Source organism: Sporosarcina sp. UB5, assembly GCF_050859005.1.
Taxonomy (GTDB): Bacteria; Bacillota; Bacilli; order Bacillales_A; family Planococcaceae; genus Sporosarcina.
On sequence record NZ_CP125984.1, the window covers coordinates 872,464 to 890,657 of the forward strand.

Genomic DNA, 18,194 nt, shown 5'->3' on the forward strand with positions numbered 1-18,194 from the left:
TAATGCATTTCAATCAGTATACCGTATGGAAAATTTTTGCGTCAACCATTCATTTCATTCCGCGACGCCATTTTTCAAATATTTCGGCCACTTCGTCGGTTAACTGGATCTTGGAAAACGGTCGATCTTCTTGGATTTCCTTTACTTTTTTTGAAATTAATTTATCAATTTCCTTCATTTCAATTTCTAGTTCACGAGCCGATTTCCGGAGGGCGCCTTGTGCAAAAATGATCCACTGTTCTGTAAGGTCAGATGTGGCCACATGAATTTGTACGCGGCGCCCACTTAGTTCGGAAACCATCTTTTCAATTCGTTCATCAGCAGTTTCGTTTTCACGAGTAAAAACGACTTCAACGTTATGCTTCGAATCTTTCTTTTCAATTCCCCGCATCAAGTGTGCGTCGAATATTACGATGACGCGCCAGCCCGTATGCGCCTTGTATTCAGCCATCTGTTCAATAAGGCGGTCACGGGCTTCGGCGAGGTTAGTAAGTTTCAAATTTCTCAATTCCGGCCATGCTCCGATGATGTTGTATCCATCGACGAGCAATATATCCTTTTTCATGACCTAGGTGTTTCGGGCTTGCGTTTGCGTAACACTTCATACATGAGTAAGGACGCCGCGACGGAGGCATTTAATGACGTTACATGTCCAATCATCGGTAAATGATAAAGGAAGTCACATTTCTCTTTTAAAATGCGAGACATCCCTTTCCCTTCGCTGCCGATGATAATAGCAAGCGGCAATGTTGCGTCCATCGAACGATAATCTTGCGAGCCTTGCGCGTCTGTCCCCGCAATCCATACGCCCGCCTTCTTCAATTCCTCCACCGTTTGCGAGAGATTGTTCACGCGGACGACAGGAATATGCTCAATTGCTCCTGTCGATGCTTTTGCAACTACACCCGTCAAACCGACCGAACGTCGTTTCGGAATGATAATGCCATGCACGCCTGTAGCATCCGCCGTTCGTAAAATCGAGCCAAGGTTATGCGGATCTTCCAATTCGTCAAGAACGAGGAAGAAAGGATCTTCGCCGCGATTTTTCGCGATTGCGAATAAATCATCCAGTTCTGCGTAGGAATAGGCAGCAACCGAGGCTATAATACCTTGGTGATTTACGTCTAGCATCCCATCCAACTTCTGCTTCGGCACTGCCTGGACGATGATGCCCGCTTGTTTTGCCAGCGACAAAATTTCCCCGATACTTTTTTTATTTAGTCCTTCAGCAATCCAGATCTTATTCAGTTCCCTGCCAGAACGAAGTGCTTCCACGACCGGATTTTTACCACCGATCAATTCCGATTCCTGATTTGTCATGATGCGCCTTCCTCCTTCGGATTTTCGATAAACCGCATTGTCTTGTCTATAATTTCCCCTACTCGTTCATTTCTACCGAGCAAATATAAATACCCAAGAACTGCCTCGAATCCCGAACTATGATTATACGTTACGACATCAGTGTTCTTCGGAATCGACCCGGACTTCGCATTCCGCCCACGGCGCAGGACGGCCTCCTCCTCTTCAGTCAGGAAGCCAGTATCCTGCATCATCTTGACGGCTGATGCCTGAGCTTTGGCAGATACAAACCGGGTTGCTTCTTTATGGAGTACATTTGGCTTTACGCGACCTGAGCGAAGCAAGTGTTCACGGACCGCCTGCTCGTAAACCGCGTCCCCCATATAGGCGAGCGCAAGTGCATTCAGTTGCTTTACGTCCATATCACGTAATGTATACACTTCGCTCATCCCCTTTTCCATCGTGTACCTTGTGCGGTATCTTCCAGAATAATCCCCTTTTCCTTCAAGAGATCTCTTATTTCATCCGCACGGCTAAAGTTCCGTTCACGTCGGGCTGTTAAGCGTTCCTCAATAAGTCCTTCAATTTCATCATCCAATAGCTCTTCTCCACTGAATGGTAAGCCGAGCACTTCCATTAGTCGATCAAATGCGGTAATGAAATAGTCGAGTACGGCCGTTTGCGTATTCTTTTCCAACAAGTAAACGTTAGCAGTTTTCACAAGTTCAAAAACGGCAGCAATGGCATTCGCAGTATTAAAATCATCATCCATCGCACTTTCAAATTGACGGACTGCCTCATCCACTTTATTCGTCCATATATCTTGTTGATCGCCTAAATCGGCGGACGTGCTTAAACGGTGTTTCAAGTTGTTATACGCCGTTTGGATGCGATCCAAACCATTCGCAGCACTTTCGACAAGATCTTGCGAGAAATTCACTGGATGACGGTAATGCACGGATAGCATAAAGAAACGAAGCACTTTCGGATCGACTTGCTTGCGAATATCGTGGACGAGAATGAAATTCCCGAGCGATTTCGACATCTTTTCATTATCAATATTAATATAGCCATTATGCATCCAGTATCGCGCAAACTGCTTCCCAGTCATCGCCTCAGACTGTGCAATTTCATTTTCATGATGCGGGAATGTCAGATCCTGCCCGCCTGCATGAATATCAATCGTATCGCCCAAATGCTCTCTCGCCATGACAGAGCACTCAATATGCCAACCAGGTCGTCCTTTACCCCACGGACTTTCCCAAGCAACTTCTCCGTCCTTCGCTGATTTCCATAACGCAAAGTCAAGAGAGTTTTCTTTAATGCCACTTTCCTCGATGCGCGCGCCAACTTTCAGCTCATCGACCGATTGATGGGACAACTTGCCGTAGCCGTCAAACTTACGCGTCCGGTAATATACATCCCCTTGCGCTTCGTAAGCGAATCCTTTCTCGATTAACACTTCGACGAAAGCGATAATGTCATCGATATGCTCTGTCACACGCGGATGCGCGTCCGCCTTGTTGCAGCCGAGCGCCCCGATGTCTTCGAAATAGGCATTGATGAAACGATCGGTCACTTCTCTAACTTCTTCACCAAGCTCATTCGCTGTATTTATAATTTTGTCATCGACATCCGTGAAGTTGGATACAAAATTGACATCATAGCCGCGATACTGCAAATACCTACGGACTGTGTCAAATACAATAACCGGTCTCGCATTTCCGATATGAATATAGTTGTAGACAGTCGGTCCGCACACATACATTTTCACTTTCCCTTCCTCGAGCGGGACGAAAGGTTCCTTCTTTCGCGTCAATGTATTGTAAATTTGAATACTCATTAGTATCCTCCCTCTTTCTTCTCAAGTTCTTCAAGTCGTCTTTTCAGCGTTGCAATTTCCTCTTCCAAACGGTTGCAAGTTTCTTCAACAGGATCCGGTAAGTTGTGATGGTCGTGTTTATCCTTCACACGTATGCCATTCGTCACGACGACCTTGCCCGGAATGCCAACGACTGTTGAATCCGCCGGTACGTCAATCAGGACGACCGACCCTGCTCCAATTTTGCTATTTTCACCGATTGTAATTGAACCGAGCACTTTCGCACCCGAGGCGACAAGCACATTATTACCAAGGGTGGGATGCCGCTTACCTTTTTCCTTGCCCGTACCTCCTAGTGTCACACCTTGGTATAGCGTCACATCATCACCAATTTCACAAGTTTCCCCAATGACAATCCCCATGCCATGGTCAATGAATAACCGTCTGCCGATCGTCGCTCCAGGATGGATTTCGATTCCTGTAAAAAAGCGACTCACTTGTGAAACAAACCTTGCTAGAAACAGCAAATTCTTTTTATACAGTGCATGTGCGATTCGGTGCGCCCATACTGCATGGAGGCCGGAATACGTAAGCACCACCTCGAACACGCTGCGTGCTGCAGGATCTTGTTCAAAAATGCATTGAATATCTTCCTTCATCCTACGAAACATAATGTTCGCCCCCCTATTCCTTCTATTTTCACCAATACAAAAAGCGCCCCTGTCCGTAACTAGACAGAGACGCATTGGATGCGCGGTTCCACTCCGCTTGGAAGGGGTTTACTCCCTTCCCGCTTGACGCCTATAACGCCGGCGATGCGTCCGGCCTACTACTTCGTTCGGCACGGCGCTCAAAGGGGCATTTCCACATCGCAGAGGCACGGATCACTTTCAGCCGGTGATGACCCTCTCTGGAGAGCGTGCGATGTGTACTTCTCCTTATCAAAGCTTTCGTTCTTTTTATTGAATGTACGTCAATTGTACATAGAAAATACTTAAAGTCAACTAAATTCAATTACGCTTCTGCGTATTTCGAAACACGCTCAATCGCCTTTTCCTTGCCGATTAATGCAATGGAGTCCGGCAACTCAGGTCCAGATGTCTGTCCGGTTGTAACAACGCGAATTGGCATGAATAGGTTTTTCCCTTTATGGCCCGTTTCCTTTTGCACTTCTCTAATCGCCGCTTTTATTGAAGCAGGATCGAACGATTCAAGGTCAGTCAGTCGGCGTTGGAAAGCTGCCATCACTTCCGGAACTTGTTCACCGGAAAGGATTTCCTTAGATTGTTCATCATATTCAATATCGTCATTGAAGAATTGGGCGGTCAATTCAACGATCTCGGCACCATAGCTCAATTGTGCCTGATAAAGGGCGATTAAGTCATGTACCCAGTTACGTTCCTCTTCCGTCATCTCTTCGCTCACACGTCCAGCAGCCTGAAGATGTGGCAACGTCAATTCAATCACTTCTTCCAGACTAAGCTTCTTAACGTATTGGTTGTTCATCCACGTTAGCTTCTGCTTGTCGAACATGGAAGCTGACTTCGATAGACGACTCTCATCAAAAAGTTTAATCAATTCATCATGCGTAAAGATTTCTTCTTCCCCGCCCGGCGACCAGCCAAGCAACGCAAAGAAGTTGAACATCGCTTCCGGCAAATAGCCAAGATCCTTGTATTGGGAAATGAATTGTATAATCGATTCATCCCGCTTTGAAAGTTTTTTACGCTCTTCATTGACGATTAACGTCATATGTCCGAAACGTGGGTACTCCCAACCAAATACGTCATATACCATTAATTGTTTTGGTGTATTTGTTAGATGCTCCTCGCCTCGGAAGACGTGGGAAATTTTCATTAAATGGTCATCGATAACAACCGCAAAGTTGTATGTCGGGATGCCATTCGCTTTTACGAGCACCCAGTCGCCAACGTCTTTCGATTCAAACGCCACTTCTCCACGGACAAGGTCATCTACTTTATACGTAACTTGTTCAGGAACCCGCATACGGATCGTGTAAGCCAATCCAGCTGCTTCCTTTTCGGCAACTTCTTCAGCAGTTAGGTGGCGACATGTACCTGCGTACATCGGCGCCGCAACTCCTGAAGCTTTCTGCCTTTCACGCTCTGCCTCTAACTCCTCTGTCGTACAGAAACATTTGTAGGCATGTCCTCCGTCGAGCATATCCTGTGCATATTTCGTATACAAGTCAAGGCGTTCCATCTGGCGATAAGGGCCGTACTCTCCACCGATATCGACAGATTCATCATGGTGAATTCCAAGCCATTTCAAATTATCAAGTTGGGACAATTCGCCCGCCTCGATATTACGCTCTGTATCAGTATCTTCAATGCGGATAATGAATTTACCGCCATGATGCCGTGCGAATAAGTAATTAAATAATGCTGTTCGAGCTCCGCCGATATGTAAATGGCCAGTCGGACTCGGCGCATAACGTACACGTACTTCTGTTGTCATTTGAGTGCATCTCCGTTCGTTGTTTTTCTGTGCTATTTTAACATTGCCATGTTTATTTTAAAAGGAGAATTGTCGCCATTGAGGCGATGCCTTCTTCCCTGCCGACGAAACCAAGTTTTTCAGTCGTTGTCGCTTTCACGTTCACTTGGGACACATCTGCCTTCAACAATTCCGCGATACGGGCGCGGATCGATTCAATATGTGGCGCCATTTTAGGTTTTTGCGCCATAACTGTGCAATCGATATTACCTAACCGGTAGCCTTTCGACTCGACGATTTCCCACACTTTTTGAAGGAGGACCGCTGAGTCCGCATCCTTGAATGCTTCATCTGTGTCGGGGAAATGCCTGCCGATATCCCCTTCCCCGATTGCGCCGAGCGCAGCGTCAGTTACCGTATGTAAAAGGACATCTGCATCGGAATGCCCCGTCAATCCTCTTTCATAAGGAATCGTAATGCCACCGATGATCAGTGGCCGCCCTTCTGCAAACTCATGTACATCAAACCCTTGTCCAATACGAATCATGAGAAATCCTCCTGCCGTCTCTGTTTCAAGAGGACCTCGCCAAATAGGAGGTCCTCCTTTGTCGTCATTTTAACATTGTCATACGTACTTTCCACAACTCTTACCGGATGTCCTAACCGTTCGACGATCATCGATTCATCCGTCCCGAGGAATCCCTCGGCTTCAGCTTTCTCGGACGCTTCCTTCAGAAGATCATAGCGGAATGCTTGCGGCGTCTGAATTGCCCACAACTTCGAACGATCCGCTGTCGACTCGACGATTCCGACCGATGCATACTTCATCGTATCCTTCACTTGGACGCCCGCAATTGCAGCACCGTGTACATGCGCAACGTCGACGAGCTCATGGATGACTTCTCGCTTGATGAAAGGCCTCGCCGCATCGTGCACAAGGACAATCTCTCCAGACCGATGAGCATGAATACACGCTGCCACGCTTTGCTGACGCTCCGCTCCACCTTCAACGAGCGCAACTACTTTCGTAATACCGAAACGGTCAAGCATTTCTTCAATTTGTCGCTTCTCTTCTTCTTTAACGGAAAGAATCATCCCCGTGCAACAAGGGTCTTGTTCGAATACATCCAACGTGTGTATGAGGATTGGCTTGCCCGCCATTTCCAAAAACAACTTGTTGAACCCGGCACCCATTCGCCGCCCACTCCCCGCTGCAGGGAGCATTACTGTATATGTCTTCATTACCGTCCCTCAACTCTTTCTTCTTCAATACGCCTTTGCTGTTTTACCGTTTTTCGGCTTCGCAAAAATCATCCGACCCGCAGAAGTTTGCAACACACTTGTGACGACGACATCGATTGCATTTCCAATATGCGTTCTACCATCTTCAATGACGATCATCGTACCGTCATCCAAATAGGCGACACCTTGGTTGTATTCCTTCCCATCCTTGATGACGACGACATGCATTTCTTCACCAGGGATGACGACCGGCTTTACCGCGTTTGCAAGATCATTAATATTCAATACTGCAACACCGTGCAAATCCGCCACTTTATTCAAATTAAAATCATTTGTAACGACGTGGCCGTTCATGCTTTTCGCTAGACGAACGAGCTTCAAATCCACTTCCGCTACGTCAGCGAAATCTTCATCGGTAATCAAAATACTCGGCCCGTCATCCGTCTGCAAACGCTTCAAGACATCGAGACCGCGGCGCCCTTTCGTCCGCTTCAACGAATCAGACGAATCCGCAATATGCTGTAGTTCCGTCAAAACGAATTGCGGGACGACGAAAAGCCCTTCCAAAAATCCCGTCGATGCGATATCCGCAATCCTTCCATCGATAATGACGCTCGTATCTAGAATCTTATGGACTTTCGCATCCTGTCGGCTTACAACTTCTGCGCCATCCTTCTTTTTCGGATTGCTATGTCTCGCAACAAAGACAGCATGCGAAAACTCCTCTCGCTTCTTAAAACCGACTTGGAAACCGAGATAACCGAGAAGGATAGAAAGTAACACAGGCAGAATGGACGTGATAATCGGAATTTCCACGCTGCTTAGCCCGAAACTGACGAGAAAAGCAACACTCAACCCGACCATCAGACCGATTGTTCCAAATAGCAAATCGAAAATCGGAGCCTTTAACAGACGGTCTTCCATCCATTTAATAAAATTCACGATCGGATCTGCTATAAAGAGACTTAGCAAATACAACACGATCGCCCCTAGGACGGCAGCTATGTAAGGATTATCAACCATCGGCTTGGAAGTAAAAGAAGATAATGCGAATAAATACGGTAAGAATAATACGCCGAGCGTTCCTCCGATTAGCAGCAGACCTATTTGAACTACTCTTTTCAACATGTTAAACACCTCCATTCCATTACTCATAACTATACACGCTTTTCATACCCTTCGCCGTTATTAACAATCAAATCTGATGTTTTTCCGACAAAAATAGGACATAGGAGCAACTGCTAAAGTTCCTTTCATTACGAAATCAGGAATATGGGACTTCCGATTAAAGCCCCATATCCATACTCATTTCACGAAAACGCGATGTTCAATGCTTCACTTATCGTTTCGACACCGACGACTTGAACTCCTTGAGGGAAATCCCAGCCGCCAATATTCGAGGACGGAATAACAACTTTTTCAAACCCAAGCTTCGCCGCCTCCGTCACACGCTGTTCAATGCGGGAAACACGGCGCACTTCGCCTGTCAATCCAACTTCACCAATGAAGCAGTCCGTCGCGCCAGCCGCCGTATCCCGGTAACTTGAAACAATGCTGACGAGAACCGCCAAATCGATAGCTGGCTCGTCAAGTTTGACACCGCCCGCGACCTTAATGTAGGCGTCTTGTGCTTGCAACAACATCCCCATCCGCTTTTCAAGAACGGCCATCAAGAGCTGGACACGGTTCTGATCAATCCCAGTCGCCATCCGCTTCGGATAATTGAAGCTCGACGGTGTCACGAGCGCTTGGATTTCGACGAGGATCGGACGCGTCCCTTCCATCGAGGCGACAACAGTTGAACCTGCTCCACCTTGCGACCTTTCCCGGAGGAACAACTCTGACGGATTCAAAACTTCTTTTAATCCCGATTGCAGCATTTCAAAGATTGCAATCTCATTCGTCGAGCCGAAGCGGTTTTTTACACTTCGCAAAATTCGGTACGTATGATGGCGCTCCCCTTCAAAATAAAGGACAGTATCTACCATATGCTCAAGAAGGCGCGGACCTGCAATTTGTCCGTCTTTTGTCACATGCCCAACGATGAAAATGGCGATACTTTGCGTCTTCGCAATGCGCATCAGTTCAGCTGTACATTCCCGAACTTGGGAAACACTGCCCGGTGCTGATGTCACTTCAGGATGATGAATTGTCTGGATTGAGTCGGCAATAACAAATTTCGGTTGCACGTCATTAATCGTCTCATGTATTTTCGCCAAGTCAGTCTCTGCGTAGATGTACAATTCATCTGACGCAACGCCGAGACGTTCAGCGCGCAACTTCGTCTGTCTAATCGATTCCTCACCTGATATGTAAAGGACACGTTGCTTTTGATTCGCAAGAAGTGAAGAAACTTGTAGCAGTAACGTCGATTTCCCGATTCCCGGATCACCGCCAATTAAAACAAGCGAGCCAGGAACAATCCCGCCACCGAGCACTCGGTTCAATTCCCCGAGTTCCGTTTTCACTCTCGGTTCTTCTGCGGTTTCGATTGAGCTAATCGGCATCGCTTTTTGTTGAACAGTTTCCGTATGCTTAAAGGCACCACGCGGACCTTTACTTATGATTTCGACTTCCTCGTCCATCGTATTCCATTCGCCACAACCAGGGCATCTTCCCATCCACTTCGGCGATTCATAGCCACAATCCCTGCACATGAATTTCGTTTTCCGCTTTGCCATATGTACCTCCATATACGAAAAGGACAGCCCACCCGCGTAGATAGCGAACTCTACGGGAGGGCCATCCTAATATTAATTTTCTGTCACTGCAACTCGATCCGTCTTGACGACGAATTTGCCATCCTCTACATCGACAATCACGTTGCCGCCGGTCAGAACCGTTCCGCTCAACAGTTCTTCCGATAGACGGTCTTCGACATGTTTCTGCAAAGCTCGACGCAACGGACGTGCACCGTAATCCGGGTCATATCCTTCTTCAGAGATTTTTAATTTCGCCGCATCCGTCAACTCAAGCGTAATATCTTGCTCTGCAAGACGCTTCGTCAACTCGTTCGACATGAGTGTAACGATTTCTCGCAAATGCTCCTTTTCAAGCGAGTGGAAGACGATCATTTCATCGACACGGTTTAAAAACTCCGGACGGAACGCTTTTTTCAATGCATCAAGCATCGTCGATTTCATACCTTCATAGTCGCGTTCGCCGTCTTGCAAATTAAAGCCGACGTAACGATTCTGTTTTAACGTTTCAGCTCCGACGTTGGACGTCATAATGACGACTGTGTTGCGGAAATCGACCGTACGGCCTTTGGAATCCGTTAGTCTTCCATCCTCAAGCACTTGCAGAAGAATATTGAAAACATCCGGGTGAGCCTTTTCAATCTCATCTAATAGGACGACTGAATACGGTTTTCTACGGACTTTCTCTGTTAACTGTCCGCCTTCATCATATCCGACATATCCCGGAGGCGAACCAACTAGTCGCGACGTCGCATGCTTCTCCATATACTCGGACATATCGATACGAATCATTGCATCTTCATCGCCGAACATCGCCTCTGCAAGCGCTCTAGCAAGCTCAGTCTTACCGACACCCGTAGGTCCGAGGAAGATAAATGAACCGATTGGACGCTTCGGATCCTTTAATCCAGCGCGCGCTCTTCGAATCGCTCTTGAAATAGCCGTTACAGCTTCTTTCTGCCCAATGACTCGTTCATGTAGTAACTCTTCCATATTCAACAGCTTAGCGGTTTCTGTTTCAGCAATTTTCGCAACCGGAATTCCTGTCCACATCGCGACGACTTCCGCAATGTCATTCACTGTTACTTCCGATTCCTTTTTCCCTTGCTTCTCTTTCCATTCAGCCTTCGTCTTTTCGAGCTCTTCCTTCATTTTTTGCTCTTTATCGCGGAATGATGCCGCCTTTTCGAATTCCTGGCTTTGCACCGCGGCATTCTTTTCGTGGCGAATCGCCTCAAGCTTCGCTTCGAGCTCCTTCAAATTCGGAGGCGTCGTATACGAACGAAGACGAACTTTCGATCCCGCTTCATCAATTAAGTCAATCGCTTTGTCCGGCAGAAAACGATCCGAAATGTACCGATCCGACATTTTCGCAGCAGCATCGATCGCTTCATCCGTAATTTTCACACGGTGATGCGCTTCATAGCGGTCACGTAAGCCTTTAATAATTAAGATCGTTTCTTCTACTGTCGGTTCATCGACTTGAATCGGTTGGAAACGTCTTTCAAGCGCAGCGTCTTTTTCGATATATTTTCGGTATTCATCAAGCGTCGTCGCACCGATACATTGCAATTCTCCTCGGGCAAGGGACGGTTTTAAAATGTTGGACGCATCAATTGCCCCTTCAGCACCGCCAGCCCCGATAAGCGTATGCAATTCATCAATGAATAGAATAATATTACCCGCCTGACGGATTTCTTCCATTACTTTCTTCATCCGATCTTCGAATTCACCACGGTATTTCGTTCCGGCAACGACCGTACCCATGTCAAGAGTCATTACGCGTTTATCGCGCAAGATTTCAGGCACTTCATTATTGACGATTTGAAGCGCAAGCCCTTCCGCAATTGCCGTTTTACCGACACCTGGCTCGCCGATCAATACAGGGTTGTTCTTTGTACGGCGCGCCAACACTTCAATGACGCGTGTAATTTCCTTGCTACGGCCAATAACCGGGTCAAGCGTCCCTTCACGTGCTACTTCCGTTAAGTCACGAGCTAGACTGTCAAGCGTCGGTGTAGAGGCAGACGATGAAGTTCCTTGATTACCGACAGCGTTATCATTACTTCCGAGCAACTGGAGAACTTGCTGTCTCGCACGATTCAAGCTAACACCCGAATTATTTAATACGCGGGCAGCTACGCCTTCTCCTTCACGAATGAGCGCTAACAGAATATGCTCCGTACCGATATAGGAATGGCCAAGCTTCCGCGATTCATCGACAGAAAGCTCGATAACCTTTTTCGCTCTCGGCGTGTAATGGACGATCGGTCCGACTTCCTTCGATCCGGAACCTACGAGGCTTTCCACCCCTTTTTCTATCGTTTCGAAACTGACGTCGATCGCTTCCAATGCTTTCGCAGCGATGCCTCCGCCTTCTCGTATAAGTCCTAATAAAATATGTTCAGTACCGATGGATTCATGTTTCAATCTAATTGCTTCCTCTTGTGCAAGCTGCAGGACTTTTTGTGCTCGCTGTGTAAAACGATTGAACATCATAATCTCTCCACTCCTTCTATAGTAACGTCTATCCTGTCCCCACTATCGTAGTGCGGAATAGGAATTCCTCTTACTCTATTCCTACGAATCATAAAGCAATCCAATTCATCTGCATTGACTTTGACCATCTTTGACTTAAGTATAATAAAAAGAAAAATTCCTTGCAAAAGGATTGCTCAGTTTTCTGTATTTTGTTCTCCTCGTTGTTGCTCCGACCGCAGTCGTTCACGGAATAGATTAGCCCTAAAAATATCCCTTTCTTCCGCCGTCAATTCTGAGCCAGCGTATTGCTGAAGAAAACCGGGTTGCATGAAAACCATTAACTCATTCAATATCGACATATCCACATCTTCAATAATTCCGAGATCAATGCCGAGACGCACGTCCGATAAGCAACGAGCCGCTTCTCCCGACGGTAACAATCTTGCATACGTAATAATGCCGAGCGAGCGGAAAAGCTTATTTTCTAAAGCGACACGCGATTTGGATAGGAGAATTTCGCGTGAACGTCTTTCATGAGCAATTAGCCGAAGCGCTACATTTTTCAAATCGGAAAGGATCTCCTTCTCTGGCTTGCCCAAAGTCGTCTGGTTCGAAACTTGATAAATATTACCCGGCGCCTCGCTTCCCTCTCCGTAGCTACCTCTGACAATCATCCCAAGTCGCGCAATAGCTGGAATGATGCGCTCAATTTGCTTCGTAATAGTCAATGCAGGCAAATGCATCATGACCGATGCCCGCATGCCTGTGCCTGTATTTGATGGACAACTCGTCAAATAACCGAAATCCTCGTCGAAAGCATATGGAAGTTTATTCTCCAAATAGTTATCGACAGAATCCGCATGCTCATATGCATTTTCGAGCTGGAACCCCGGATAAATGCACTGAACTCGAATATGATCCTCTTCGTTCACCATAATGCTTAACGTCTCGTCTTCCGACAGGATAACCGCTCCGTGCCGCTTTACGTCTATTAATTGCGGACTAACGAGATGTTTCTCGACGAGCACATGTCTTTCTAGTGCAGGTAGTTCCGACATCTTCATATAGGCATACCCTTTTTCGTCGGATGTTAGCACAGCAGCCGAAACTTGTGAGTCAACCTCTTTCGCCTCTTCAGCTGTGAATGCAATCGGAAATCGGTACCCCCTTAAATTTCGGGCTAAGCGAATTCTCGTCGACATGACGATGTCCGAATGCTCCCCATGTGACGTCATCCAACCCGTAACGGCACCTTTCATGAAGTTATTGATTGACATCGCTGCCTGCACCTCCATCGCCGCATTCTGCCAAACGTTCTTTCAGCGCCTTCGCCTCATCCCTCAACGATGCGGCATCCTCAAAACGTTCCGTCTCAATCGCTTCTTGCATTTTCAATCGAATTTCCTCGATTTTCTTTTTCACAGCAAATTGTTCGTTGAAGGAGAATGGTATTTTCCCAACGTGCGTCGTATGCCCATTATGGAGCTTGCTGAAAATACGTGGCAGATGTTCCCTAAACGTGTCGTAACACGTCGGGCAACCGAATTTGCCGACATCGAGGAATTTCCTGAACGTCAATTGGCAGTCTGGACAAGTGTATCGGTCTAGCACGCTATCCCTTGACTGCTGATAAGGCTGTACCGATTCACTTCCTCCGAACCAATGTGAAAGGAATTGTTGGATTGACAACGGCTCCTGATTCGGATCGAATTGAAATATTTGTTTTTGAAACGCACATTTTTCACATAGATGACGTTCCATCGACCCGCCCATGCCTTCTTGCGTGAAGATCACGGAAGCTGGCCGTTCTTTGCAATTATCGCATTGCATATTCTGCCACCTCGCATTCGTCAAGTTCTATTGAAGTTGCCTATAGATGAGCGTCGTGAGCATTGCTTGTAAAATCCGTGCCCGTATGAGATCACGCTCCGGCAACGGGTGTTGGAGTGTCGTCCTGTCTACTGCAGCTAAAATTAGCCTCGACTCCCGCTCCGAAATAACTTCTTCATTCAACAGCCTGTAGATAATCCCTTCAGCCATCGCAAACGTTGCGCCTTGTTGAATTCCTTCTAAAATATGCTCAATTAATTCCTTATGCGAATTTGTCTGGACACGATAAATTCGGATATACCCGCCGCCTCCGCGTTTTGATTCGACGGCATATCCACGTTCTACAGTAAAACGGGTGTTAATGACATAGTTTATTTGAGATGGTACACATTGAAATTTTTCCGCCACTTCACTCCGTTTGATTTCTACAGTCCCGCTATCTTCTTTTTCGATAATCGCCTTTAAATACCCTTCAATAATGTCAGAAATATTCCGCATGATGTCACCTCTTTTCTTCCGGTGCTAAGTCATTGACTTTGACTATCTTTGACTTAATTGTACATGAAAATACATCTTGCGTGCAATTGAAATGCAATTTACCCCTCCATGACACAGGGGCAGTTACTTTCCGTTTCAGCACTTCGCTTTCCGCGGGCGTCGCCTCAGCCTCCTCGTCCGCTCATTCTTCGCTCCCTGCGGGGTCTTCACCTGACGCTTTTCCCGCAGGAGTCTTCGTGCTTTCACTCCAAGCAACTGCTGAACAAGAAGTTGAAGAGTACATTCCAATAATAAATTTGTCTTTATTCATCAGTTCTTTTCACGATTCCCAAAAACAGGCCTGGGTACACACACAAAGTCTCTTGCTTATAGGCTAGTTTTTTGTCGAATTTCATTAAGTTAAGCTCGAATTATTAACAAAACAACATCTATTTAATTAATCGGAATATAATCATATTGTCCAATATTCTTTAATACGTTACAGTGTAGAAGAGTTATATGAAGGAGGAATGGGAGAATGAATTCGGCTAAAATACGCAATAAAGGGTTGTTCAACAGATTTCTAGACTTTATCGAGAAATACGGAAACAAATTGCCTGACCCCGTAATGTTGTTTGTTTACATTGCCGCACTTATTTTAGTTTGTTCAGCGATTTTCGGCGCACTTGGTACATCAGCTATTAATCCCGGTACAGGCCAAGAGGTGAAAGTCGTCAATTTGCTGAACGGTGAAGGCCTCATAATGATTTTGTCTAATTTAGTGAAAAACTTTACGAGCTTTCCACCCCTCGGCCTCGTCCTTGTTGTCATGTTCGGTGTAGGGTTGGCAGAGTCAACTGGTTTAATTGCAACAGTGATGAAGACGACTATTTTGAACGCTCCTAAGAAAATTATTTTGCCGACAATTGTGCTTGTCGCAATTTTAGGGAATGCTGCTGCTGACGCGGCTATGGTCGTTTTGCCACCCATCGTCGCAATGATTTTCATCGCGCTCGGCCGGCATCCAATCGCCGGGCTTGCAGCCGCCTATGCATCTGTCGCAGGTGGATTTTCAGCAAACCTTATTATTAATGTATTGGATCCTCTCATATACGGATTCACTGAAATCGGTGCACATATTTATGATCCAACGTATTCAGGTAATCCCGGGATGAACTACTACTTTTTAGCGGTATCCACATTAGTTTTAGTGCCTGTTGCAGTTCTTGTCACAACTAAAATTGTTGAACCGCGACTTGGCAAGTATGAAGGGGCGACTGAAAAATTAGAAGAAGTTTCATCCTTAGAGAAGAAAGGGCTTCGATGGGCTGCACTGTCAGTTGCTCTCATTATCGGTATTGTATTAGCTCTTTCAATTCCTGCAAATGGGCTTTTCCGCCATCCTGAAACGGGAAGTTTAACGACCTCGCCATTGATGGATAGCCTTGTTCCTTTAATGATGATCCTTTTCCTTGTACCATCCATTATTTACGGAAAAATCGTCAAGTCACTTAACGACTCAAAAGACTTCGCGGATCATTTGGCGAAGGCGATGTCCAGCATGGGCATGTATATCGTTATCTCTTTCGCAGCAGCACAGATGATTGCATACTTCAATTGGAGCAATCTTGGTCCGATCGTAGCTATTAAAGGGGCTGAGTTGCTAGAAACATTAGGATTGCAAGGTCTCCCTCTGTTCATCGGTTTCATCATCGTCGCTGCTCTTATTAACTTCCTAGTTGCAAGCGCGTCCGCAAAATGGGCGATTCTCGCGCCTGTTTTCGTACCGATGTTCATGATCATGGGATATAATCCGGCCTTGACGCAAGCCGCCTACCGTATCGGTGATTCCATCACGAATCCAATTACACCAATGCTTGCATACTTCGCCATCGTTCTGACGTTTGCAAAAAAGTACGATCCGAAAATCGGAATTGGGACATTCATGACCTCACTTTTACCATACTCGATCGCATTCGCAATTATGTGGATCATCCTATTCGCAGTCTGGTACTTACTCGGTATCCCATTAGGACCTCAAGGCGAACTATTTTTGAATAAATAAAAGATGTTCATTTCATAACTGTCCATAAAAAAGCAGCCTCAATATTTCGAGGCTGCCTTAATTTTATTCAATTGTAAGGTTCTTCATTTCCTTTACCGGTAGGAATAGCTCGCCTGTTTCGTAATAAGTGAGTGCTAGGCGATCGCCTTCCTCGATGTAAATTGCCAATGGAACGGCTTCGGTCGATACGATATAGTTCCGGCCGTCATCTGCAAGGATGGAAACGATTGTGAAATCATCGGCGCGTTCTTTGTAGACACGCACGACGGCTGCCGCGGTTTTACCTTCTACAGCGTTTGAGCTGCCGTCGACAGTGCTGCCACCGCGTTGTAACACCGTTTTATATAATCGCAATGCTTCGTTCGGCGAATTGGCGAATACGGAAATTTCCGGGTTCGCCGCTGATACGATGAAATAGTTTTGGAGGAAGCCGTTTGAGTCAAGAACCGGTGTTAACCAGCTTGCTTCTCCGTAAAAGTTATAAAGCACCGGCATTTCCCCGGTCCATCTCTTCTCGATGAATTTCTTCTCGATAATCTGAAGGGCGCCTTGTGAATCCATATACGACTCTTCCAGATTGCCAGTATAGTAAGTCGCCTCACCCGTGCGGCCATCGGTCAATGCATACCCGAGCATCGAGTCGACCCCTTCTTTCGGGCTTGTGAAATCAGTGAAATAATACATATGCCCGTTTTCGTCAAATATCGGGCTAACATTTGCTTCCGTCCCTTCATCAGACGGCAGTTTCACATCTTTCTTCCCGACAATTGAATTCCAGAATCCGTGAACGTATTTACCGAAATAACTGTTTTGCAGACTGACTGCTTCAGGTGAAACTGCACCATCGATAAATGCAGGGACTTCCGAAAGTGGATACTGATTCACTTCCCCCGTAGCCGGATCGACCATAACGATCCCTTGGACATCGAAACCATTTCTCGCTGTAATGAAGTTTCCGTAGGAACGAATATAATGCGGCTTTCCGTCATCATCGATTTCAAGCTGCACATCGCCGTAAAAGATGAGATCCGGCAGTTCCATTCGCATATGTCGCTCGACTTGTTTGTGGAAGTAGGAGGAAGGCGTATACACCATTTCAGCCTTCACGAATTTCGGATTGTCGGCTGAATCGGTCGCACTCATCGTGAAATAGCCAGGTGTCGTCTTCCCGTTCAACCATCTGAAGAAGCCCGAAAACTCGACAGGCGCGATGTAGACGAATTTGTCGTTTACTTTTTGAATCTGCAAGTTACCAAGCTCGTAATAACTCGTGTTTGGCACTTGCCCGAATGCTTTTTTCATTTTATTCCGCGCAAATTGCGGAGGAACACTTGCGGGCGTCTTCGTTTCATCGAATGCTTTTATTTCAACTTGCTGATCCATTTCAACGGCTTTATATTTTTGATTGGCATTGAAAAGCGGTGCACTTAGAATAAATGCACTTCCCGCCAATGCTACTAAAGCTAGGAGAACTTTAAAGCTACGCTCTTTCCCGGTAGCCTGCACAACACCGGCGATTGTTACGATGAGGAACAACGCCCATAACGACGTCCAATTTCTGTCCATATTCGTCATGTAATAAAAAGCGAATATGACAGCCGTCATAAGAACAACTGTTGCAGACAGCGCTCCAATCCGATTGAAGCTAGGCTGCCCTTCTTTCGTGGTGGATGTAAGTGGTACGATGATGATCGCAGAAACGATACCCGCGACTAATGAAAATAACAGTAAATTTATCATAGGAACACTCTCTTCTTTAGATAATTAACACTCCCCTACTATACGGACGAACCCGCAAAACGATTCATTTTTTTGCATGGAC

Annotated in this window: 16 protein-coding genes and 1 other annotated feature; of the genes, 1 reads left to right on the forward strand and 15 read right to left on the reverse strand. The window is 46.3% G+C overall.

The genetic code is table 11. The features are described from left to right. Nucleotides 1-49: 49 nt before the first annotated feature. The 14 genes from QM454_RS04710 to QM454_RS04775 all read right to left on the reverse strand — a co-directional run bounded on the left by QM454_RS04710 (nt 50) and on the right by QM454_RS04775 (nt 14,328). Entirely contained in the window at nt 50-565 is a 516-nt protein-coding gene (locus tag QM454_RS04710) for an NYN domain-containing protein (RefSeq protein ID WP_432362212.1), read from the reverse strand. Beyond that, the gene (gene rlmB, locus QM454_RS04715; protein WP_432362214.1) at nt 562-1,320 is read right to left on the reverse strand and encodes a 23S rRNA (guanosine(2251)-2'-O)-methyltransferase RlmB; all 759 of its coding nucleotides are present in this window, start codon (nt 1,318-1,320) and stop codon (nt 562-564) included. Before rlmB ends, QM454_RS04710 begins: the two co-directional genes overlap by 4 nt. Further along, entirely contained in the window at nt 1,317-1,748 is a 432-nt protein-coding gene (locus QM454_RS04720) for a Mini-ribonuclease 3 (RefSeq protein ID WP_432362217.1), read from the reverse strand. The genes rlmB and QM454_RS04720 overlap by 4 nt, the downstream gene beginning before the upstream one ends. After that, nucleotides 1,745-3,142 carry a cysteine--tRNA ligase gene (gene cysS / locus QM454_RS04725; RefSeq protein ID WP_432362219.1) on the reverse strand — a complete coding sequence of 466 codons (1,398 nt, stop codon included), beginning with the start codon at nt 3,140-3,142 and terminating at the stop codon, nt 1,745-1,747. The genes QM454_RS04720 and cysS overlap by 4 nt, the downstream gene beginning before the upstream one ends. Beyond that, nucleotides 3,142-3,792 (reverse strand): serine O-acetyltransferase, encoded by a 651-nt coding sequence (gene cysE / locus QM454_RS04730; protein WP_432362222.1) that lies wholly within the window; start codon nt 3,790-3,792, stop codon nt 3,142-3,144. The genes cysS and cysE overlap by 1 nt, the downstream gene beginning before the upstream one ends. Before the next feature lie 62 nt (nt 3,793-3,854). Continuing rightward, nucleotides 3,855-4,075, reverse strand: a binding site (T-box leader). Nucleotides 4,076-4,135: 60 nt separating this feature from the next. Continuing rightward, nucleotides 4,136-5,599: a glutamate--tRNA ligase gene (gene gltX, locus QM454_RS04735; RefSeq protein WP_432362225.1), complete on the reverse strand. Its 1,464-nt coding sequence runs from the start codon at nt 5,597-5,599 to the stop codon at nt 4,136-4,138. Nucleotides 5,600-5,651: 52 nt separating this feature from the next. Next, complete coding sequence (ispF, locus tag QM454_RS04740) at nt 5,652-6,125, reverse strand: 2-C-methyl-D-erythritol 2,4-cyclodiphosphate synthase (protein WP_432362228.1); 474 nt, start codon at nt 6,123-6,125, stop codon at nt 5,652-5,654. Further along, complete coding sequence (gene ispD, locus QM454_RS04745; protein WP_432362230.1) at nt 6,122-6,820, reverse strand: 2-C-methyl-D-erythritol 4-phosphate cytidylyltransferase; 699 nt, start codon at nt 6,818-6,820, stop codon at nt 6,122-6,124. Before ispD ends, ispF begins: the two co-directional genes overlap by 4 nt. A 24-nt stretch (nt 6,821-6,844) precedes the next feature. Then, nucleotides 6,845-7,948: a PIN/TRAM domain-containing protein gene (locus tag QM454_RS04750; RefSeq protein ID WP_432362233.1), complete on the reverse strand. Its 1,104-nt coding sequence runs from the start codon at nt 7,946-7,948 to the stop codon at nt 6,845-6,847. A 182-nt stretch (nt 7,949-8,130) separates the two neighbouring features. Then, nucleotides 8,131-9,501, reverse strand: coding sequence for a DNA repair protein RadA (gene radA / locus QM454_RS04755; RefSeq protein ID WP_432362236.1), 1,371 nt, complete (start codon nt 9,499-9,501; stop codon nt 8,131-8,133). Nucleotides 9,502-9,573: 72 nt separating this feature from the next. Beyond that, nucleotides 9,574-12,018 carry an ATP-dependent protease ATP-binding subunit ClpC gene (gene clpC / locus QM454_RS04760; RefSeq protein ID WP_432362239.1) on the reverse strand — a complete coding sequence of 815 codons (2,445 nt, stop codon included), beginning with the start codon at nt 12,016-12,018 and terminating at the stop codon, nt 9,574-9,576. Nucleotides 12,019-12,194: 176 nt separating this feature from the next. Further along, a complete protein-coding gene (locus QM454_RS04765; protein ID WP_432362242.1) occupies nt 12,195-13,277 on the reverse strand; it encodes a protein arginine kinase in 1,083 nt (360 codons plus the stop codon). Continuing rightward, complete coding sequence (locus QM454_RS04770) at nt 13,264-13,830, reverse strand: UvrB/UvrC motif-containing protein (protein WP_432362245.1); 567 nt, start codon at nt 13,828-13,830, stop codon at nt 13,264-13,266. Before QM454_RS04770 ends, QM454_RS04765 begins: the two co-directional genes overlap by 14 nt. 27 nt (nt 13,831-13,857) lie before the next feature. Then, nucleotides 13,858-14,328, reverse strand: a complete 471-nt coding sequence (locus tag QM454_RS04775) for a CtsR family transcriptional regulator (RefSeq protein WP_432362248.1) — start codon at nt 14,326-14,328, stop codon at nt 13,858-13,860. A gap of 517 nt (nt 14,329-14,845) precedes the next feature. Here QM454_RS04775 and QM454_RS04780 point away from each other — a divergent pair. After that, a complete protein-coding gene (locus QM454_RS04780) occupies nt 14,846-16,372 on the forward strand; it encodes an AbgT family transporter (protein WP_432362250.1) in 1,527 nt (508 codons plus the stop codon). Nucleotides 16,373-16,435: 63 nt separating this feature from the next. On the opposite strand, the gene QM454_RS04785 is transcribed toward QM454_RS04780, so the two are convergent. Continuing rightward, the gene (locus QM454_RS04785) at nt 16,436-18,112 is read right to left on the reverse strand and encodes a hypothetical protein (RefSeq protein WP_432362252.1); all 1,677 of its coding nucleotides are present in this window, start codon (nt 18,110-18,112) and stop codon (nt 16,436-16,438) included. Nucleotides 18,113-18,194 lie beyond the last annotated feature (82 nt).

Bases quoted from the DNA above. Each gene is read 5' to 3' on its own strand.
- gltX (WP_432362225.1), bottom strand. From the start codon at position 5,599: ATGACAACAGAAGTACGTGTACGTTATGCGCCGAGTCCGACTGGCCAT.
- QM454_RS04750 (WP_432362233.1), bottom strand. From the start codon at position 7,948: ATGTTGAAAAGAGTAGTTCAAATAGGTCTGCTGCTAATCGGAGGAACG.
- QM454_RS04710 (WP_432362212.1), bottom strand. From the start codon at position 565: ATGAAAAAGGATATATTGCTCGTCGATGGATACAACATCATCGGAGCA.
- rlmB (WP_432362214.1), bottom strand. From the start codon at position 1,320: ATGACAAATCAGGAATCGGAATTGATCGGTGGTAAAAATCCGGTCGTG.
- QM454_RS04775 (WP_432362248.1), bottom strand. From the start codon at position 14,328: ATGCGGAATATTTCTGACATTATTGAAGGGTATTTAAAGGCGATTATC.
- cysE (WP_432362222.1), bottom strand. From the start codon at position 3,792: ATGTTTCGTAGGATGAAGGAAGATATTCAATGCATTTTTGAACAAGAT.
- QM454_RS04770 (WP_432362245.1), bottom strand. From the start codon at position 13,830: ATGCAATGCGATAATTGCAAAGAACGGCCAGCTTCCGTGATCTTCACG.
- ispF (WP_432362228.1), bottom strand. From the start codon at position 6,125: ATGATTCGTATTGGACAAGGGTTTGATGTACATGAGTTTGCAGAAGGG.
- radA (WP_432362236.1), bottom strand. From the start codon at position 9,501: ATGGCAAAGCGGAAAACGAAATTCATGTGCAGGGATTGTGGCTATGAA.
- clpC (WP_432362239.1), bottom strand. From the start codon at position 12,018: ATGATGTTCAATCGTTTTACACAGCGAGCACAAAAAGTCCTGCAGCTT.
- QM454_RS04780 (WP_432362250.1), top strand. From the start codon at position 14,846: ATGAATTCGGCTAAAATACGCAATAAAGGGTTGTTCAACAGATTTCTA.
- QM454_RS04785 (WP_432362252.1), bottom strand. From the start codon at position 18,112: ATGATAAATTTACTGTTATTTTCATTAGTCGCGGGTATCGTTTCTGCG.
- QM454_RS04720 (WP_432362217.1), bottom strand. From the start codon at position 1,748: ATGAGCGAAGTGTATACATTACGTGATATGGACGTAAAGCAACTGAAT.
- ispD (WP_432362230.1), bottom strand. From the start codon at position 6,820: ATGAAGACATATACAGTAATGCTCCCTGCAGCGGGGAGTGGGCGGCGA.
- QM454_RS04765 (WP_432362242.1), bottom strand. From the start codon at position 13,277: ATGTCAATCAATAACTTCATGAAAGGTGCCGTTACGGGTTGGATGACG.
- cysS (WP_432362219.1), bottom strand. From the start codon at position 3,142: ATGAGTATTCAAATTTACAATACATTGACGCGAAAGAAGGAACCTTTC.